Origin of the sequence: Streptomyces sp. NPDC058373, assembly GCF_042723275.1 — a bacterium.
Lineage (GTDB): Bacteria > Actinomycetota > Actinomycetes > Streptomycetales > Streptomycetaceae > Streptomyces.
In genome coordinates this window covers 1-14,806 of record NZ_JBHXJE010000008.1, presented here as the reverse complement: position 1 = coordinate 14,806, position 14,806 = coordinate 1, and the positions used below count along the sequence as shown (strand labels likewise).

The window sequence follows — 14,806 nt, the reverse complement described above, 5'->3', positions numbered from 1 at the left end:
GGGGTCGCGGCGGCCGCCCGGCCCCGTCGGGGCGGGCGGCCGCCCGGGTCACTTCTCGGTGACGCCGGCCGAGTCGAAGGTGGCGACCTCGTGCATGGCGCGGGCGGCGCTCTGCACGATCGGCAGGGCGAGCAGGGCGCCGGTGCCCTCGCCGAGCCGCAGGTCGAGGTCGACCAGGGGGCGCAGACCCAGCTTGTTGAGGGCGGCGACGTGGCCCGGTTCGGCGCTGCGGTGCCCGGCGATGCAGGCGGCCAGCACCTCGGGGGCGATGGCGCGGGCGACCAGGGCGGCGGCCCCGGCGCTGACCCCGTCGAGGATGACGGGGGTGCGCAGGCTGGCGCCGCCCAGCAGGAGCCCGGCCATGGCGGCGTGCTCCAGGCCGCCGACGGCCGCGAGCACGCCGATCGGGTCGGCCGGGTCCGGGCGGTGCAGTTCGAGGGCGCGGCGGACCACGTCGGTCTTGCGGGCCAGCGTCTCGTCGTTGATGCCGGTGCCGCGGCCGGTGACCTCGGCCGGGTCGGCGCCGGTGTAGACGGAGATGAGGGCGGCCGACGCGGTGGTGTTGGCGATGCCCATCTCGCCGGTGAGCAGCGCCTTGTTCCCGGCGGCGACCAGGTCGCGGGCGGTCTCGATGCCCACCTCGAGGGCGGCCTTGACCTCCTCGCGGCTGAGGGCGGGGCCGGTGGTCATGTCGGCGGTGCCGGGGCGGACCTTGCGGGGCAGCAGGCCCGGGGTGGCGGGCAGGTCGGTGGCGACGCCGACGTCCACGACGCAGACCTCGGCGCCGACCTGGGCGGCGAAGGCGTTGCAGACCGCGCCGCCGCCGAGGAAGTTGGCCACCATCTGGCCGGTGACCTCCTGCGGCCAGGGGGTGACGCCCTGGGCGTGGACGCCGTGGTCCCCGGCGAAGACCGCGACGGCGGCGGGCTCCGGGACGGGCGGCGGGCACTTACGGGAGACGCCGCTGAGCTGGGCGGAGATGATCTCCAGCATGCCGAGGGCACCGGCGGGCTTGGTCATCCGCTTCTGCCGCTCCCACGCCTCGCCGAGCGCCTTGGCGTCCAGCGGGCGGATGTTGGCGACGGTCTGCGCGAGCAGGTCGTGCGGCTCCTCGCCGGGCAGCGCCCGGCGGCCGTACGTCTCCTCGTGGACGACCCAGGACAGGGGGCGCCGCTTGGACCAGCCGGCCTGCATCAGCTCGGGCTCCTCGGGGAACTCGTCGACGTAGCCGACGCACAGGTAGGCGACGACCTCCAGGTGGTCGGGGAGGCCGAGTTCGCGGACCATCTCGCGCTCGTCGAAGAAGCTGACCCAGCCGACCCCGAGCCCCTCCGCGCGGGCGGCGAGCCAGAGGTTCTCGACGGCGAGCGCCGAGGAGTACGGGGCCATCTGCGGCTGGGTGTGGCGGCCGAGGGTGTGGCGGCCGCCCCGGGTGGGGTCGGCGGTGACGACGATGTTGACCGGCGTGTCGAGGATGGCCTCGATCTTCAGTTCCTTGAACTGCTTGGCGCGGCCCTTCGGCAGCGAGGTGGCGTACGCCTCGCGCTGGCGCTCGGCCAGCTCGTGCATGGCGCGCCGGGTGTCGGCGGAGCGGATGACGACGAAGTCCCAGGGCTGGGAGTGGCCGACGCTGGGCGCGGTGTGCGCGGCCTCCAGGACCCGGAGCAGCACGTCGTGCGGGATGGGGTCGGGGCGGAAGCCGTTGCGGATGTCGCGCCGCTCGCGCATGACGCGGAGCACGGCGTCCCGCTCGGCCTCGGCGTACCCGGGGGCGGCGGGGCGGGCGGCTTCCTGCGGGGCCGCCTGCTCAGGGGCGGCGTCCGGGGCCTGCTCGGCGGCGGCGAGCGCGTCGTCCGCGTCGGCGTCGGGCTGGACCGGGGCCTGGTCGTCCTCGGGGGGGAGGACCTGGGCGGGATCGGGGGCCTCAGCGGCCTCGGTCTCGGCCTCCGGCGCGGCGGCTTCCGGCTCGCCCGCCTCGGGGAGGGTTTCCGCGACCACGGCGGCCTCGTCCGGAGCCAGGCCCTCGGCGGGCGCGGGCGCCGCGGCCTCGTCCACCGCCGGGATCTCCTCGGCGCCCTCGGCGGCGGGCACGGCCTGGCTCTCCTCGGTCACCGGAGCCTCGGCCACCGGGGCTTCGGCGGCGAAGTGCTCGCCAGCGGCGTCCTCCGGAGCGGCCTCGCCCTCGGCGGGAGCCTCCACGACGGGCTCGGCGGGGACGGGCACCGCCGCGGCCTCGACGGCCGGGTCGGCGGGAACGGCCCCGCCCTGCACCGGCACCCCCGCCGGAGGCGTCCCCCACTCGGGGACGGTCTCGGCGGGCGCGAGGTGGCCGTCGGCCGGCACGGCGCCCGGGACGGCCACGAACTGGCCGAGGGAGGCGTCGGCGACCGGGGGGTGTACGGGTTCGGCCACGGGGTTCTCCTCCACGGTCGCCGCCCGCGGCCCGCCGGGCTCTCCCGCGTCGGCGTCCGGCGTGGCACCGGTGCGCTGCTCGGGGAGGTCCACGGTGGCGTCGGCCGGTGCGGCGGCGGGGTCCTGCTCGCCGGGGGCGGCCGGTTCGGCGGGCGCGCTCCCGGGGGCGTACGTCGTCTCGGTCGGTGCGGCGGCCGCCTGCCCCTCGGGGTGCGGGGCCAGCGTGCCGGGCTCGGGGAGCCCGGGGTTGGGCGCGTACTCCGGGAGTCCGGAGGCGTCCTGGTAGGGGGCGGCGTCCTGGGGGGCCGGCGCCTCCGGGAAGGGCTGCGTCCCGGTGTGCGGGGCTGGCGCGGCCGTGCCGTGGACGGCGGGGACCGGCTGTCCGGGCAGATGGGTGTGGCCGGAGTGGTCGGGGGCGTACGCCGGGCCGACGGGGGCCGCGTCGCCGTACGACGTGTGCTGCCCGGTGTTCCAGGCGGGCTCCTGGCCGGTGTGCCAGGACGGGTCGGCCTCGGGGAGGGTGCCGAGCTGCGGGCCCGGCAGGGTGGCCGGGTCGGGCTGGTCGAGGTACTCGGGGCCGGCCGTGGGCGGGCCCGCGTGCCGGGCGGGGGCGGGGTGGGCGGCGGGGCCCCGGTCGGCGAGGGAGCGGACGGGGCTGCCGCTGGTGCCGCCCGGGACGGGCGGGCCCATGTGGAGCGGGCGGCGCGGCGGCGGAGCCGAGGCGCCCTCGGCGGCGCGGACCGCGGAGAGGTCGACGGCGCCGCTGTCCCGGCCCGCGCGCTCGTGGGCTCCGGCCTCGTGGGCCTGGGCGTCGGGGTACTGCGGCTGCGGCTCGTCGGCGGGCACCTGGCCGGTGGCGTACGGCTGTTCATCGACCGCGGCGTACGGCTGCTCCTGGGCGGCGGCGTACTGCCCGGTGGCGTACTGCTGGTCGGCGTCGGCCGGGAGCTGTCCGGTGGACCACTCGGGTGCCGCGTACTCGCTCCACGCGCCCTGGGAGCCGGGCATGAGGAGTTCGTCCCCGCGCCGGGGAGTGCCCTGCTGCGGCACCGCACCCGCGTTCCCCGGGAAATCCTCACCCGGAATCTGGCCGGTGTCGGTCATGCGTACCCCTCGCCCATGTGCGTAACTCTCCTGACGGCCCTGCCCCGGCGGACGCGGCCGAGTGGCACCGCCCGCCCGTCGTGTCAAACGAGCGGCCGTGCCAAGCGGCACGTACCGGGCGGGCAGCGGCTGCCGGCCCGCCGTTCCCGGCGGCGCTCGACGCCGTGGCCCGCTGCGGAGTGCGCCACGTCGCGCGCCCCCCGGCCTGTCCTACCGCGACTGCCTGGGCCACGGTGCCCTTGTCCGGATATCGCCGGAGGAAGCGCCACGGGCCCGCGTGCGGTACAACGATCCGCCAGCCTACCGCGCGCCGTGTACGGGACCCGTCACGGGGCGCGGTCGGGGAGCTCTCCGGAGAGCAGGAAGACGACGGTGCGCTCGCGTTCGGTCCAGGTGTCGGTGGACAGCTCCACGGACTGGAGCAGGGAGCAGGAGACCTGGTAGCCGTGGGCGGTCAGGTCGCGGCCGATGAGTTCCGCGTCGTCCCTGGTCGAGGCGTGGGTGACGAGGCGTGCGGGACGCCGGTCGGCGACGGCGGAGACCACCGCGGGGCCTCCCCCGCCGACCCGCACCACGTCGGGCTCGGGCAGGTCCTCCAGGACGTGCGGGGCGCTGCCGTGGACGGTCTGGAGCTGGACCCCGTCGCGCCGGGCGGCCTCGGCGGTGCGCTCGCAGGCGGCGCGGTCGGCGTCGACGGCGATGACGGCGGCCCCGAACAGGGCGGCGTCGACGGCGAGGGCCCCTCCCCCGCAGCCGATGTCCCAGACCAGATCGCCGGGGCGGGGCCCGAGCAGCGCCAGTTGGCAGGCGCGCAGCCGCCGGCTCCGCCCCTCATGGCCCTCGGGCCCGTGGGGGGCGGGGTCGGGCAGGGCCCAGCCGCGGCGGTTGCGGGTGAGGTCGCGGCCGGCGCGCCAGCCGCCGTCGGGGCTCTGGGCGGCGGTGCCGCCGACGACGAGGACGATGTTGGGGTCGCGCCAGCTGTGGTCGGCGGCCCGGTCGGAGGTGACGACGGTGACCTGCTCGCGGTCGGTGCCGAGTTCCTCGCAGATGACGAAGGTGCGGTGGGTTTCGCCGAGGAGCAGGCCGAGTTCGGCGGGCCCGGCGCCGGGCGAGGTGAGGACGGCGACCTTGGTGTGGGCGCGGCAGATGTTGACCGCGCGGCGCAGCGTACGCCGGTGGGCGACGACGACCTCCGCGTCGTCCCAGGGCATCCCGGCGCGGGCGAAGGCGGTGGCGACCAGGGAGACGGCGGGGACGACCTCGACCTCCAGGCCGTGTTCGGGGGCGCGCAGGGCGCGGACCACCCCGAAGAAGCCGGGGTCCCCGTCGGCGAGGACGACGGCGGTGCCGCGGTGGGCGGCGATGCGCCGGGCGGCGAGGTGGACGGAGCCCAAACGCACCTGTTCGGCACGGGCGGGGACGTCGGGCAGGGCGAGGTGGTGGGCGGCACCGGCCACCAGGGTGGCGGCGGCCAGGGCGGAGCGGGCCGCCTCGGTCAGGGGGGTGCCGTCCCAGCCGATCACCGTGACCCGGTCGGCCATCGTCGTCTGTCTCCTGTGGTCTGCGCTCAGGCGCTGGTGGGGGCGGGCGGAGGGGGTACCTCCCGGCGGGCTGAGGGTGCAGGGTACCGGGTGGCCGACGGCTGCGGGTGCAGGGGCGGGGGCGGGCTTCGGGGCGGCTCAGTTCCAGTCGGAGTAGGCCGGGTAGCCGCCGGACTCGGCGAGCTGTTCGCCGACGCCTTCGAGGTCCTCGGGGAGCAGGCTCCAGACGATGAGGTCGGTGCGGAACTCCGCCCAGCTCCCGTCCTCGGTGCGGGTCCGCGCTATCCGGGCACCGCGCAGCACGCCCTCGCTGATGCAGCCGGTCTTCTGCGCGACCTGCTGGGCCGCGGTGTTCCCGGCGGCGGTGCGCATCTCCAGCCGCTCGAACCGCTGGTCGCCGAAGAGCCACTGGGCGAGGGCGACGACGGCCTCGCAGGCGTACCCCTCGCCGCGGGCCCAGGGCGCGACGATGCAGGAGAGTTCGGCGGAGCGGACGCGGCGGTCGACGTGGCGCAGGTGGACGGTGCCGACGAGGCGCTGGGTGAGGAACTCGGTGACGGCCAGGACGATGCCGCGCCCGCGCAGGCGTTCGGCGGGGGCGGCGCGGGTGATCCACTCGTGGGCGTCGCCCTCGGTGTAGGGGTGCGGGGCGGTGGTCCAGGCGGTGACGAGTTCGTCGTTCATCATCTCGGTGAACGGGGGGATGTCCGCCACTTCCAGGGGGCGCAGCACCAGCCGTTCGGTGCTGAGGGAGATGTCCGGGAAGGTGGTTGTCATGCGCCGCTCTCCGTAACCTTCTGGGCCTGGCCTGCGGGATGAGTCAGACACCCCCTGGTGCCCAGCATGCAGCATCACTGCCACCGGCCGCACCACGGGGTCGGTCCCCGGGAAGGGGGAGCCGACTACCGTGGCGCGGCCGGTGGGTGAGGGTGGATCAGCCGGCGGTCGCCGGGACGACGGAGCCCTTGTAGGTGTCCTCGATGAACTTCTTCACCTCGGGCGAGGTGAGGAGCTTGACGAGCTTCTTGACCCGCGGATCGTTCTCGTTGCCCTTCTTGACGGCGAGGACGTTGTTGTACGGGTTGTCCTCGGCCTTCTCCAGGAGGATGGCGTCCTTCCGGGGGCTGAGGCCCGCGTCGAGGGCGAAGTTGTTGTTGATGGCGGCCGCGTCGACGTCGCTGAGGGACCGCGGGAGCTGGGCGGGGTCCAGCTCCTTGATGGTGATCTTCTTCGGGTTCTTCGCGATGTCGGAGGGACTGGCGTCGGCGCCGGCGCCCTTCTTCAGCTCGATGAGCCCTTCCTCGGCGAGCAGGTTGAGGGCGCGGCCCTCGTTGGTGACGTCGTTGGGCACGGCGACGGTGGCGCCCTGCCGCAGGTCGGCGATGTCCTTGACCTTCTGGGAGTAGACACCGGTCGGCGGCAGGTAGATCTCGTCGAGCGCGACCAGCTCGGTGCCCTTGGACTGGTTGAACTCGTCCAGGTAGGGCTTGTGCTGGTACAGGTTGGCGTCGAGGGTGCCCTCCTGGAGGGCGGTGTTCGGCAGGACGTAGTCCGTGAACTCCTTGACGTCCAGGTCGAGCCCGGCGTCCTTCGCCAGGTTCTTCTTGACGTGGTCGAGGATCTCCCCGGCCGGCGTGGGGGTGGCGCCGACGACCAGGGGGCCGTCGGCGCCGGACGCGTCGTCCGAGCCGGAGCCCGAGCCGCACGCGGTGAGGGTCAGGCCCAGGGTGAGGGCGCCCGCCGCGGCGGTGAGCAGGGTCTTGCGCATGGTGCTGTCTCGCTCTCTCTTACCGCTGCGGCGCTCAGAACGCGGCGACGACGGAGCCCTTGAACTCGTCCTCGATGAACTTCTTCACCTCGGGCGAGTTCAGCAGCTTGGCGAGCTTCTTCACGCGCGGGTCGTCCTCGTCGCCCTCCTTGACCACCAGGAGGTTGGCGTACGGGTTGTCCTCGGCCTTCTCCAGGATGAGCGAGTCGTCCTTGGGGCTGAGGTCGGCCTCGACGGCGTAGTTGCCGTTGACGATCGCGGCGTCCACGTCGTCCAGGGAGCGCGGCACCTGCGCGGCCTCCAACTCCTTGAACTGGAGGTCCTTCGGGTTCTTCGCGATGTCCTTGGGGGTCGCGGACGCGCCGGCGCCCTTCTTCAGCTCGATGATGCCCTCGTCGGCGAGGAGCTGGAGGGCGCGCGCCTCGTTGGTGGTGTCGTTGGGCAGGGCGACGGTGGCGCCCTTCTTGAGGTCGTCGGCGCTCTTGATCTTGTTCGAGTAGAGGCCGAGGGGCTCCAGGTGGACCGGGACCAGCGACTTGAGGTGGGTGCCGTTCTTCTTCTGGAAGTCGTCCAGGTAGGGCTGGTGCTGGAAGAAGTTGGCGTCGACCGAGCCGTCCTCGGTGGCGGTGTTCGGCAGGACGTAGTCCGTGAACTCCTTGACGTCCAGGTCGAGCCCGGCGTCCTTCGCCAGGTTCTCCTTGACGTAGTCGAGGATGACGGCGTGCGGCGTGGGGCTGGCGGCGACGGTCAGCGGGCCGTCCTTGTCGCCGCCCGCGGAGTCCGACTCGGAGCCGCCGCAGGCGGAGAGGCCGAGGGCGAGGGCGCCGGTGGCGAGGAAAGCAGTGGTGATCTTCAGGTTCTTACGCACGAAAAGTGCCTCTTTCTGTACCTTTGGGCGGCCTTCGCCGCCGGGGCGCCACATGTCGTTGTCGGCTTCGCTCCCTGCGCGCGAAGGGCTTCTCGACAACGACGCGCCCCTTTGGCTCAGGCCGCGGGCCTGCCGGGATGACGGGGTGTCGTCATGTGGGGCTGGGGGTGTTGCGGTCAGGAAGCCTTGGTCAGTTCCGGTTCCGGGCCGGACTGCGGGGCGGCGGCCGGGGTGCGGTCGCGGAGGAAGCGCAGCCGGGGGGCGGCGCCGGAGCGGCCGCCTCGGCGGTGCAGGCCGCGGGCGGCGAAGTCGCCCGCGAACTGGATCAGGGAGATCACGACGGCGAGGACCGCGACGGTGATCCACATCAGGCCGGACTCGAACCGCTGGTAGCCGTAGCGGATGGCGATGTCGCCGAGGCCGCCGGCGCCGACGGTGCCGGCCATGGCCGAGTAGCCGATGAGGGTCACGATCGTGGTGGTGACACCGGCGATCATCGACGGCAGCGACTCGGGGACCAGGACCTTGCGGACCACGGTCCAGGTGGAGCCGCCCATCGACTGCACCGCCTCGACCAGGCCGGAGTCGACCTCGCGTACGGAGGTCTCCACGAGCCGGGCGAAGAACGGGATGGCGCCGATGGCCAGCGGCACGATGGCGGCCTCGCGGCCGATGGTGGTGCCGGTGAGCCACCGGGTGAAGCCCATCAGCGCGACCATCAGGATGATGAACGGCATCGAGCGGGCGATGTTCACGATCTGCCCGATGACCTTGTTGGCCGCCGAGTTCTGCAGGAGCCCGCCCCGGTCGGTGAGGACCAGGAGGATGCCCAGCGGCAGACCGAGCAGGACGGCGATGGCGGTGGACCAGCCGACCATGTACAGCGTGTCCCAGCTCGCCTGCTCCAGCAGGGGCTGCATCTCGGACCAGGTCACTTGGCACCTTCCTTCACCAGTGCGGGGGCGGCGGCGACCGGGTCCGGTCCGTCCGCCGTGTCCGCCGTGTCCGCCGCGTTCTCGACGTGTAGGCCCTGCTCACGCAGGAAGCCGATCGGCACGACGTTGTCCTCGTAGCGGCCGGGCAGTTCGATCCGCATCCGGCCGACCTGGCGTCCGGCCACGGTGTCCATGGCGGCGCCGAGGATCGAGATGTCGATGTTGTACGTACGGGAGAGCTGCGAGATGACCGGCCGGGAGGTCGACTCACCGAGGAAGGTGACGTCGAGGACGGTCCGTTCGGCGTCGCCGGTCTCGCCGCTCACCGGGAAGAGGGCGGAGGCGAGCTGCGATCCGGGGGTGGCGAGCAGCTCGGGGACGGTGCCGGACTCGATGATCCGGCCCCGCTCCATCAGCGCCGCCGAGTCGCAGATGGACTTGACCACATCCATCTCGTGGGTGATCAGCAGCACCGTCAGCCCGAGCTGCTGCCCGAGGTCGCGCAGCAGCTGGAGGATGGAGCGGGTGGTCTCCGGGTCGAGGGCGCTGGTCGCCTCGTCGGAGAGGAGGACCTTGGGGTCCCCGGCGAGGGCGCGGGCGATGCCGACGCGCTGCTTCTGGCCGCCGGAGAGCTGGGCCGGGTAGGCCTTGGCCTTGTCGGCGAGGCCGACCAGGTCGAGGAGTTCGAGCGCCTTGCGGGAGCGGGCGGCACCGGAGTGGCCGAGGATCTCCAGCGGCAGCTCGACGTTGTCCTGCACGGTGCGGGTCGACAGCAGGTTGAAGTGCTGGAAGACCATGCCGATACGGCTGCGGGCCCGGCGCAGTTCGCGACCGGCGCGGTGGCCGCGCCCGGCGAGCGCGGTGAGGTCGGTGCCGTCGACCGTGACCGTCCCGGCGGTGGGGCGCTCCAGGAGGTTGATGCAGCGGATGAGGGACGATTTCCCGGCGCCGCTCTGGCCGATGACGCCGTACACCTCGCCCTCGCGCACCGTGAGGTCGACGTCGTCGACGGCGGTGACCTCGCGGCCGCGGGTGCGGTAGGTCTTGGTCAGTCCCGATGTGGTGATCACAGGGGTATCCATCACTGTCGAGTGCGCGTCGGCGCGTACGCCGGACGCGGGGGCATTCGTGGGGGACGCGGCACGGTCCTGCGCGCGGCGGATGCCGCGGGAACCGTGTCCGGTGGGGCGGGCGCGTGCGACGTCCGGCCCGCTACGGGGCCTGGGACGGGTGACGCGCCTCAGCCGTCTCGCTTCGGGGCGCGAGGAGATGCGGCAGGGGCCCTCAGAAGGCGCGCATTCGGCCGTTGCGCAGACAACGAGCACCGGGCGTGGTGATCGCCTCGGTCGCGGGTACGCGGTTGCTCGTCGTGGTCATGCGGACCAGTAAAGCAGACAAGCGGACCGGCGCGGGCACGGCTGTCCGCATGGCGGACAGCCGTGGACAGCGCCCGGACCGATAAGTGGAGTTCGTCAGTCCGCTACCTGAATTTCCAGCGAACCGCCGTTGACCTGCACGGAGACCGCCGTCAGGTCGGCCACCACGGCGTCGGCGGTCAGTTCGGCCGCGGGGTGCGATGTGGTCAAGGCCACGGTCCGCATCCCCGCCGCCCGTCCGGAGGCGAGCCCGGCCGGGGCGTCCTCGAAGACCACACACCTCTCGGGCGCGACGCCCAGCCGGGCGGCGGCCAGCAGGAAGGGCTCCGGGTCGGGCTTGCCGCGGGTGATGTCGTCGGCGGCGATCACGGTGGCCGGGACGATGCCGACGGCGGCCAGCCGTGCCTCCGCGAGCCGGCGGCTGGCGGAGGTGACCACGGCCCACCGGTCGTCGGCGAGCGAGCCGAGCAGCGCGAGGGCGCCGGGCACGGGCTCCACGCCCTCGCCGACGGCCTCCACCTCCAGGTCCTCGATGCGGGCGACGGCCGCGGCCACCCCGGCGGCCGGTACGAGGTCCGCGACGATCTCGGCGGACGGCCTGCCGTGCATCGGGACCCCGGCGAAGTCGGCGGCGCTCAGCCCCGCCTCCTGCGCCCAGCGGGTCCAGCACCGCAGCGCCGAGTCCACCGAGGAGACCAGGGTTCCGTCGTTGTCGAACAGCAGGGCATCGGCTTCGATCTTCATGCTGCCCGACTGTACGACCGGTGCCCGGCCGCCGGGACGGCCCGGGGGTGGGCCGCCGACGGCGGGTGAAATGGCCCGTAATAGGGTTCGCCGCATGCTGGATGCCCTGACGATCGCGACGGCGGTCTGTGCGCTGCTGCTCGCCGCCTGGTGCGGCTTCGCCTTCTCCCGCCACGAGCCGACCAAGGACTGGCACTTCATCGGCATGGCCGTGGTGTCGCTGCTGGCCCTCGCCCAGCTGGTCGTCGGCGTCGTGCAGCTGGCCCGCGGCGAGTCGCCGGAGCAGGGCACCGTGCTCTTCGTCTCGTACCTCCTGGGGGCCGCCGCCTGCGTCCCGGCCGCCGGGTTCATGTCGCTGGCCGAGCGGACGCGCTGGGGTTCCATGACGGTTCTCGCCGGCGGCGTGGTCCTCGCCGTCCTGGAAGTACGGCTCTACGACATCTGGGGAGGCTGAGGATGAGCGAGACCGACCGCTTCCCCGAAGGCACCGGCACCGGACGGCCGGCGGGCGGGCGGCGGGAGAGCGCCCCGCCCCGCCGCAAGCTGGTCGAGGGTCCCGGCACCCTGCTGGTCTGGGTCTACGGGGTCATGGTGGTCGGCGCCGTCTCCCGGTCGGCCTACCAGATCGCGACCGAGTTCGACCGTGCGCCGCTGGCCTACTCGCTGTCGGCGGTGGCCGCCGTGGTGTACGCCTTCATCACCTACACGCTGGTCCGCGGCGGGGAGCGCGCCCGGGTGGCGGCGCTGGCCTGCTGCGCGGTGGAGCTGGTGGGCGTGGCGCTGGTCGGGATCTGGACGCTGGTGGAGCCGTCGGCCTTCCCGGACTCCACGGTCTGGTCGGAGTTCGGCCGGGGCTACCTCTTCATCCCGGTCGTCCTGCCGGTCACCGGCATCCTGTGGCTGCGGCGCCCGCGCGCCTGAGCCCCTGGCGACCGCCCGGACGGCCCGTCTCCTGCCCGGAGACGGGCCGTCCGCGTACCCGGGGCGCGGAACAGCGGCCCCTTCAGGCGCTGGCGGCGTACTCCCGGCCGGTCGGCGCGGCCTTCTCCAGCACGGTCTGCTGGACGCCGTCGACCGTGGTGTCCCCGACGGCCGCGTATCCCGCGCGCCGGTACAGCCGGAGGTTGAGGTCGCTGCGGTGGCCGGTGTGCAGCCGCAGGACGCGCGCGCCCCGCTCGGTGGTCAGCGCCCGCTCCACGGCGAGCAGGAGCCGTGCGCCGAGCCCGTGCCGCTGCAGGCGGGGATGGACGCAGAGCTTGCCGATCCGCGCGGTGCCGTCGTCGTCCACGGTGCCGGTGACGGCACCGACCACCTCGTCGCCGAGGCGGGCCACGAAGACGCAGTCCCGGCCCACCGAGGCCCGGACCGAGTCGAGGGGCTCCACCAGGGCCTCGATGCGGTAGTTGCCGTACCGCTCGGCTTCGCTCTGGAAGCACAGGTACTGCAGCCGGAAGATCTGCTCGGCGTCGCTCTCCTCCGCCGCAGCGACGATCACACTCATGCCCATGTGTGCATGCCTCTCGCTCACCTGTTCCGCCGGTTGTCTACCGCTCCATTCCCCCGAGGCCAGGAGCTCCAACCTCCGTCGCGAGCATTCTGCGCGGGCATCCCGGGCGACGGGAACGTTCCGGTCCCACACCGCCCTGTGAGATACCCGACGTTCCCGCGCTGTCGCGGTGGGTGAGGCCGCGGCCGCGTGCCGGGCGGGACGAGGCGGCCGCCCGGCCGGCTGCCCGGGCGGCCGCCTGTCACCCCCTCCGGCGGCGGCCCCGTCGACCGCCGGGGACGGTGCGAGGGCGAGTGAGCCGTGCGGGTCAGCGCCGCCGGTACTCGGCCGCGGCGAGGAGCGCGGTGTCGCACTGGTCGGAGAAGATCCCGTCGATGCCCGTGTCCAGGTAGGCCCGGAAAGCGCCGAAGGCGTCGCCGTAGGCGTTCGGGTCGGTGCCGCGGCGGAACTCGGCGGGCAGGAACTGGTTCTCGTTGCGCATCGTGTACGGGTGCAGGAGGAGCCCCTTGGCGTGCGCGTCGGCGACCAGCGTCGAGGGCTCGCCGAGGGTGCCGTCGGCGCGGCGCGGGATGACCAGGTCGAGGGTGGGGCCGATGCCCTTGGCGTACCGGGCTATCTCCTTCAGCCCGGCCGGCGTGATGAGGTCGGCGACGGTGCGCGGGTCGCCGGAGTCGACGAAGTCCCAGGGGCGGGTGTCGGCGCCGGAGAGCAGGACGACGCCGGGGGTGCCGACCAGCCGGTGGAGCCTCCGGACGCTGGTGGGCTCGAAGGACTGGACGAAGAGCGGCGAGGTGGCGCGGTCGCGGCGGTACCGGCGCAGCAGCTTGGCCAGCGGCTCCTCCAGGCCGAGGCCGAGCGAGCGGAAGTAGGTGGGGTGCTTGGTCTCCACGTGCAGCCAGACGGGGGCACCGCGCTCCTTGCCCGCGCGGTCGGCCCAGCGCAGCACCTCCTCGAAGGTGGGGACCTCCCACCGGCCGTCGTAGAGGGTGCTGTGCTGCCGGGTGCCGGGGATGCGCTCGGTGGCGCGCAGCGCCTTGAGCTCGGCGAGGGTGAAGTCCTCGGTGAACCAGCCGGTCAGCTCGACGCCGTCGATCGACTTGGTGGCCTTGCGGGCGGCGAACTCGGGGTGGTCGGCGACATCGGTGGTGCCGGTGATGTCGTTCTCGTGACGGCATACGAGATGGCCGTCCTTGGTGGGGACGAGGTCCTGCTCGACGATGTGGGCGCCCATGTCCAGGGCGAGCTGGTAGGCGCCGAGGGTGTGTTCGGGCCGGTAGCCGCTGGCGCCGCGGTGGGCGATGACGGTCGGGTACGGCAGGTCGCGGGAAGAACCGGGCCGCTTCCTCCCGGCCGCCTCGGCGGGGCCCTCGGCCTGCGCGGCATGCGGCAGGCCGAGGGCGAGGCCCGCGGCGGAGGCGACAGTGGCGCCGAGCAGGGCGCGGCGCGGGGCGCCGACGGCGGGGGGCTGTCCGGAGGAGGACTGCGGCATGGAGCGACTCCGTTTCACTGGGTGACCCGAACCTGACAAAGCGGCTCGATCGTAGGGGCGCGCGCCTTGCCCGCGGGAGACCTTGGGCCGAACGGCGGACCAACACAGGTCAACACTGCGTATCGGGTTCATCAACCCGATGTGCGCACGGCGGCGAACCGCGAGTATCGTCCTCACCTGCGTGGTTCCGTGCCGGGTGAGGGCCGGGCCGGACCGCGCCGGGGCCCGCCGCCCCCGGGGACGGCGGGTGTTCGCGCCGACCTGCCAGCCAATCCCAGCCATCGGAGGGCCACTTGTCCAGCCTCGCGTTCATGAGGGCCACCCTCGGCCCCGTCCTGCGCCTGATGTTCCGGCCGCAGGTGGAGGGGGCGGAGAACATCCCCGGCACCGGGCCGGTCATTCTGGCCGGAAACCACCTCACCTTCATCGACTCGCTGATCCTGCCGGTCTGCTGCGAGCGCCCGGTCTTCTTCATCGGCAAGGACGAGTACGTGACGGGCAAGGGGATCAAGGGCCGGGCGATGGCCTGGTTCTTCCGCGGCGCGGGGATGATCCCGGTGGACCGGGACGGCGGACGCGGCGGGGTGGCGGCGCTGATGACGGGCCGTCGGGTGCTGGAGGAGGGCAAGGTCTTCTCGATCTACCCGGAGGGCACCCGCTCCCCCGACGGCCGCCTCTACCGGGGCCGCACCGGTATCGCCCGCCTGACCCTGATGACCGGCGCCCCCGTGGTGCCGTTCGCCGTCATCGGCACGGACAAGATCCAGCCGGGCGGCAAGGGCATGCCGCGCCCGGGCAAGGTCACCGTCCGCTTCGGCGAGCCGATGGAGTTCTCCCGCTACGACGGCATGGACCGCGACCGGTACGTCCTGCGGGCCGTCACGGACTCGGTGATGACCGAGGTGATGCGCCTCTCCGGCCAGGAGTACGTGGACATGTACGCCACCAAGGCGAAGGCGGCCTGAGCCGCCGGCAGGCGGGGGCGGCCCTGGCAGACCACTCCCGGACGTGAGCCGGCCGCCCCTGGACGTGTGAGAGGCCCCCGCCTGCGGCAGCGGGGGC

13 protein-coding genes are annotated in these 14,806 nt (G+C 73.8%); 3 read left to right on the top strand and 10 right to left on the bottom strand.

Features of this window, described 5'->3' with window-relative positions:
* Positions 1-48: 48 nt before the first annotated feature.
* The 8 genes from cobT to ACFWMZ_RS07445 all read right to left on the bottom strand — a co-directional run bounded on the left by cobT (position 49) and on the right by ACFWMZ_RS07445 (position 10,748).
* Entirely contained in the window at positions 49-3,516 is a 3,468-nt protein-coding gene (gene cobT / locus ACFWMZ_RS07480; protein ID WP_383199995.1) for a nicotinate-nucleotide--dimethylbenzimidazole phosphoribosyltransferase, read from the bottom strand.
* Between the two features lie 326 nt (positions 3,517-3,842).
* Complete coding sequence (gene cbiE, locus ACFWMZ_RS07475) at positions 3,843-5,057, bottom strand: precorrin-6y C5,15-methyltransferase (decarboxylating) subunit CbiE (RefSeq protein ID WP_383183841.1); 1,215 nt, start codon at positions 5,055-5,057, stop codon at positions 3,843-3,845.
* 138 nt (positions 5,058-5,195) lie between these two features.
* Entirely contained in the window at positions 5,196-5,834 is a 639-nt protein-coding gene (locus ACFWMZ_RS07470) for a GNAT family N-acetyltransferase (protein ID WP_383183839.1), read from the bottom strand.
* 157 nt (positions 5,835-5,991) lie between these two features.
* On the bottom strand, positions 5,992-6,825 hold the full coding sequence (locus tag ACFWMZ_RS07465) for a MetQ/NlpA family ABC transporter substrate-binding protein (RefSeq protein ID WP_383183837.1): 834 nt from the start codon (positions 6,823-6,825) through the stop codon (positions 5,992-5,994).
* 34 nt (positions 6,826-6,859) lie between these two features.
* Positions 6,860-7,693 (bottom strand): MetQ/NlpA family ABC transporter substrate-binding protein, encoded by an 834-nt coding sequence (locus tag ACFWMZ_RS07460; protein ID WP_383199992.1) that lies wholly within the window; start codon positions 7,691-7,693, stop codon positions 6,860-6,862.
* Positions 7,694-7,869: 176 nt separating this feature from the next.
* Entirely contained in the window at positions 7,870-8,628 is a 759-nt protein-coding gene (locus tag ACFWMZ_RS07455) for a methionine ABC transporter permease (RefSeq protein WP_383183833.1), read from the bottom strand.
* On the bottom strand, positions 8,625-9,698 hold the full coding sequence (locus ACFWMZ_RS07450) for a methionine ABC transporter ATP-binding protein (protein WP_383183831.1): 1,074 nt from the start codon (positions 9,696-9,698) through the stop codon (positions 8,625-8,627). The genes ACFWMZ_RS07455 and ACFWMZ_RS07450 overlap by 4 nt, the downstream gene beginning before the upstream one ends.
* Positions 9,699-10,100: 402 nt before the next feature.
* Positions 10,101-10,748, bottom strand: coding sequence for an HAD-IA family hydrolase (locus ACFWMZ_RS07445; RefSeq protein WP_383183829.1), 648 nt, complete (start codon positions 10,746-10,748; stop codon positions 10,101-10,103).
* Positions 10,749-10,842: 94 nt separating this feature from the next.
* Here ACFWMZ_RS07445 and ACFWMZ_RS07440 point away from each other — a divergent pair, with 94 nt between their 5' ends.
* Positions 10,843-11,202 carry a hypothetical protein gene (locus tag ACFWMZ_RS07440; RefSeq protein WP_383183827.1) on the top strand — a complete coding sequence of 120 codons (360 nt, stop codon included), beginning with the start codon at positions 10,843-10,845 and terminating at the stop codon, positions 11,200-11,202.
* A 2-nt stretch (positions 11,203-11,204) separates the two neighbouring features.
* The gene (locus tag ACFWMZ_RS07435) at positions 11,205-11,669 is read left to right on the top strand and encodes a hypothetical protein (protein WP_383183825.1); all 465 of its coding nucleotides are present in this window, start codon (positions 11,205-11,207) and stop codon (positions 11,667-11,669) included.
* Between the two features lie 82 nt (positions 11,670-11,751).
* On the opposite strand, the gene ACFWMZ_RS07430 is transcribed toward ACFWMZ_RS07435, so the two are convergent.
* Both ACFWMZ_RS07430 and ACFWMZ_RS07425 read right to left on the bottom strand, forming a co-directional pair.
* Positions 11,752-12,255, bottom strand: a complete 504-nt coding sequence (locus tag ACFWMZ_RS07430; RefSeq protein ID WP_383199989.1) for a GNAT family N-acetyltransferase — start codon at positions 12,253-12,255, stop codon at positions 11,752-11,754.
* Between the two features lie 307 nt (positions 12,256-12,562).
* Positions 12,563-13,744 carry a glycerophosphodiester phosphodiesterase gene (locus ACFWMZ_RS07425; protein WP_383183822.1) on the bottom strand — a complete coding sequence of 394 codons (1,182 nt, stop codon included), beginning with the start codon at positions 13,742-13,744 and terminating at the stop codon, positions 12,563-12,565.
* Between the two features lie 311 nt (positions 13,745-14,055).
* Between ACFWMZ_RS07425 and ACFWMZ_RS07420 the strand changes: the two genes are divergently transcribed.
* Positions 14,056-14,709, top strand: a complete 654-nt coding sequence (locus tag ACFWMZ_RS07420) for a lysophospholipid acyltransferase family protein (RefSeq protein WP_383183820.1) — start codon at positions 14,056-14,058, stop codon at positions 14,707-14,709.
* Positions 14,710-14,806 lie beyond the last annotated feature (97 nt).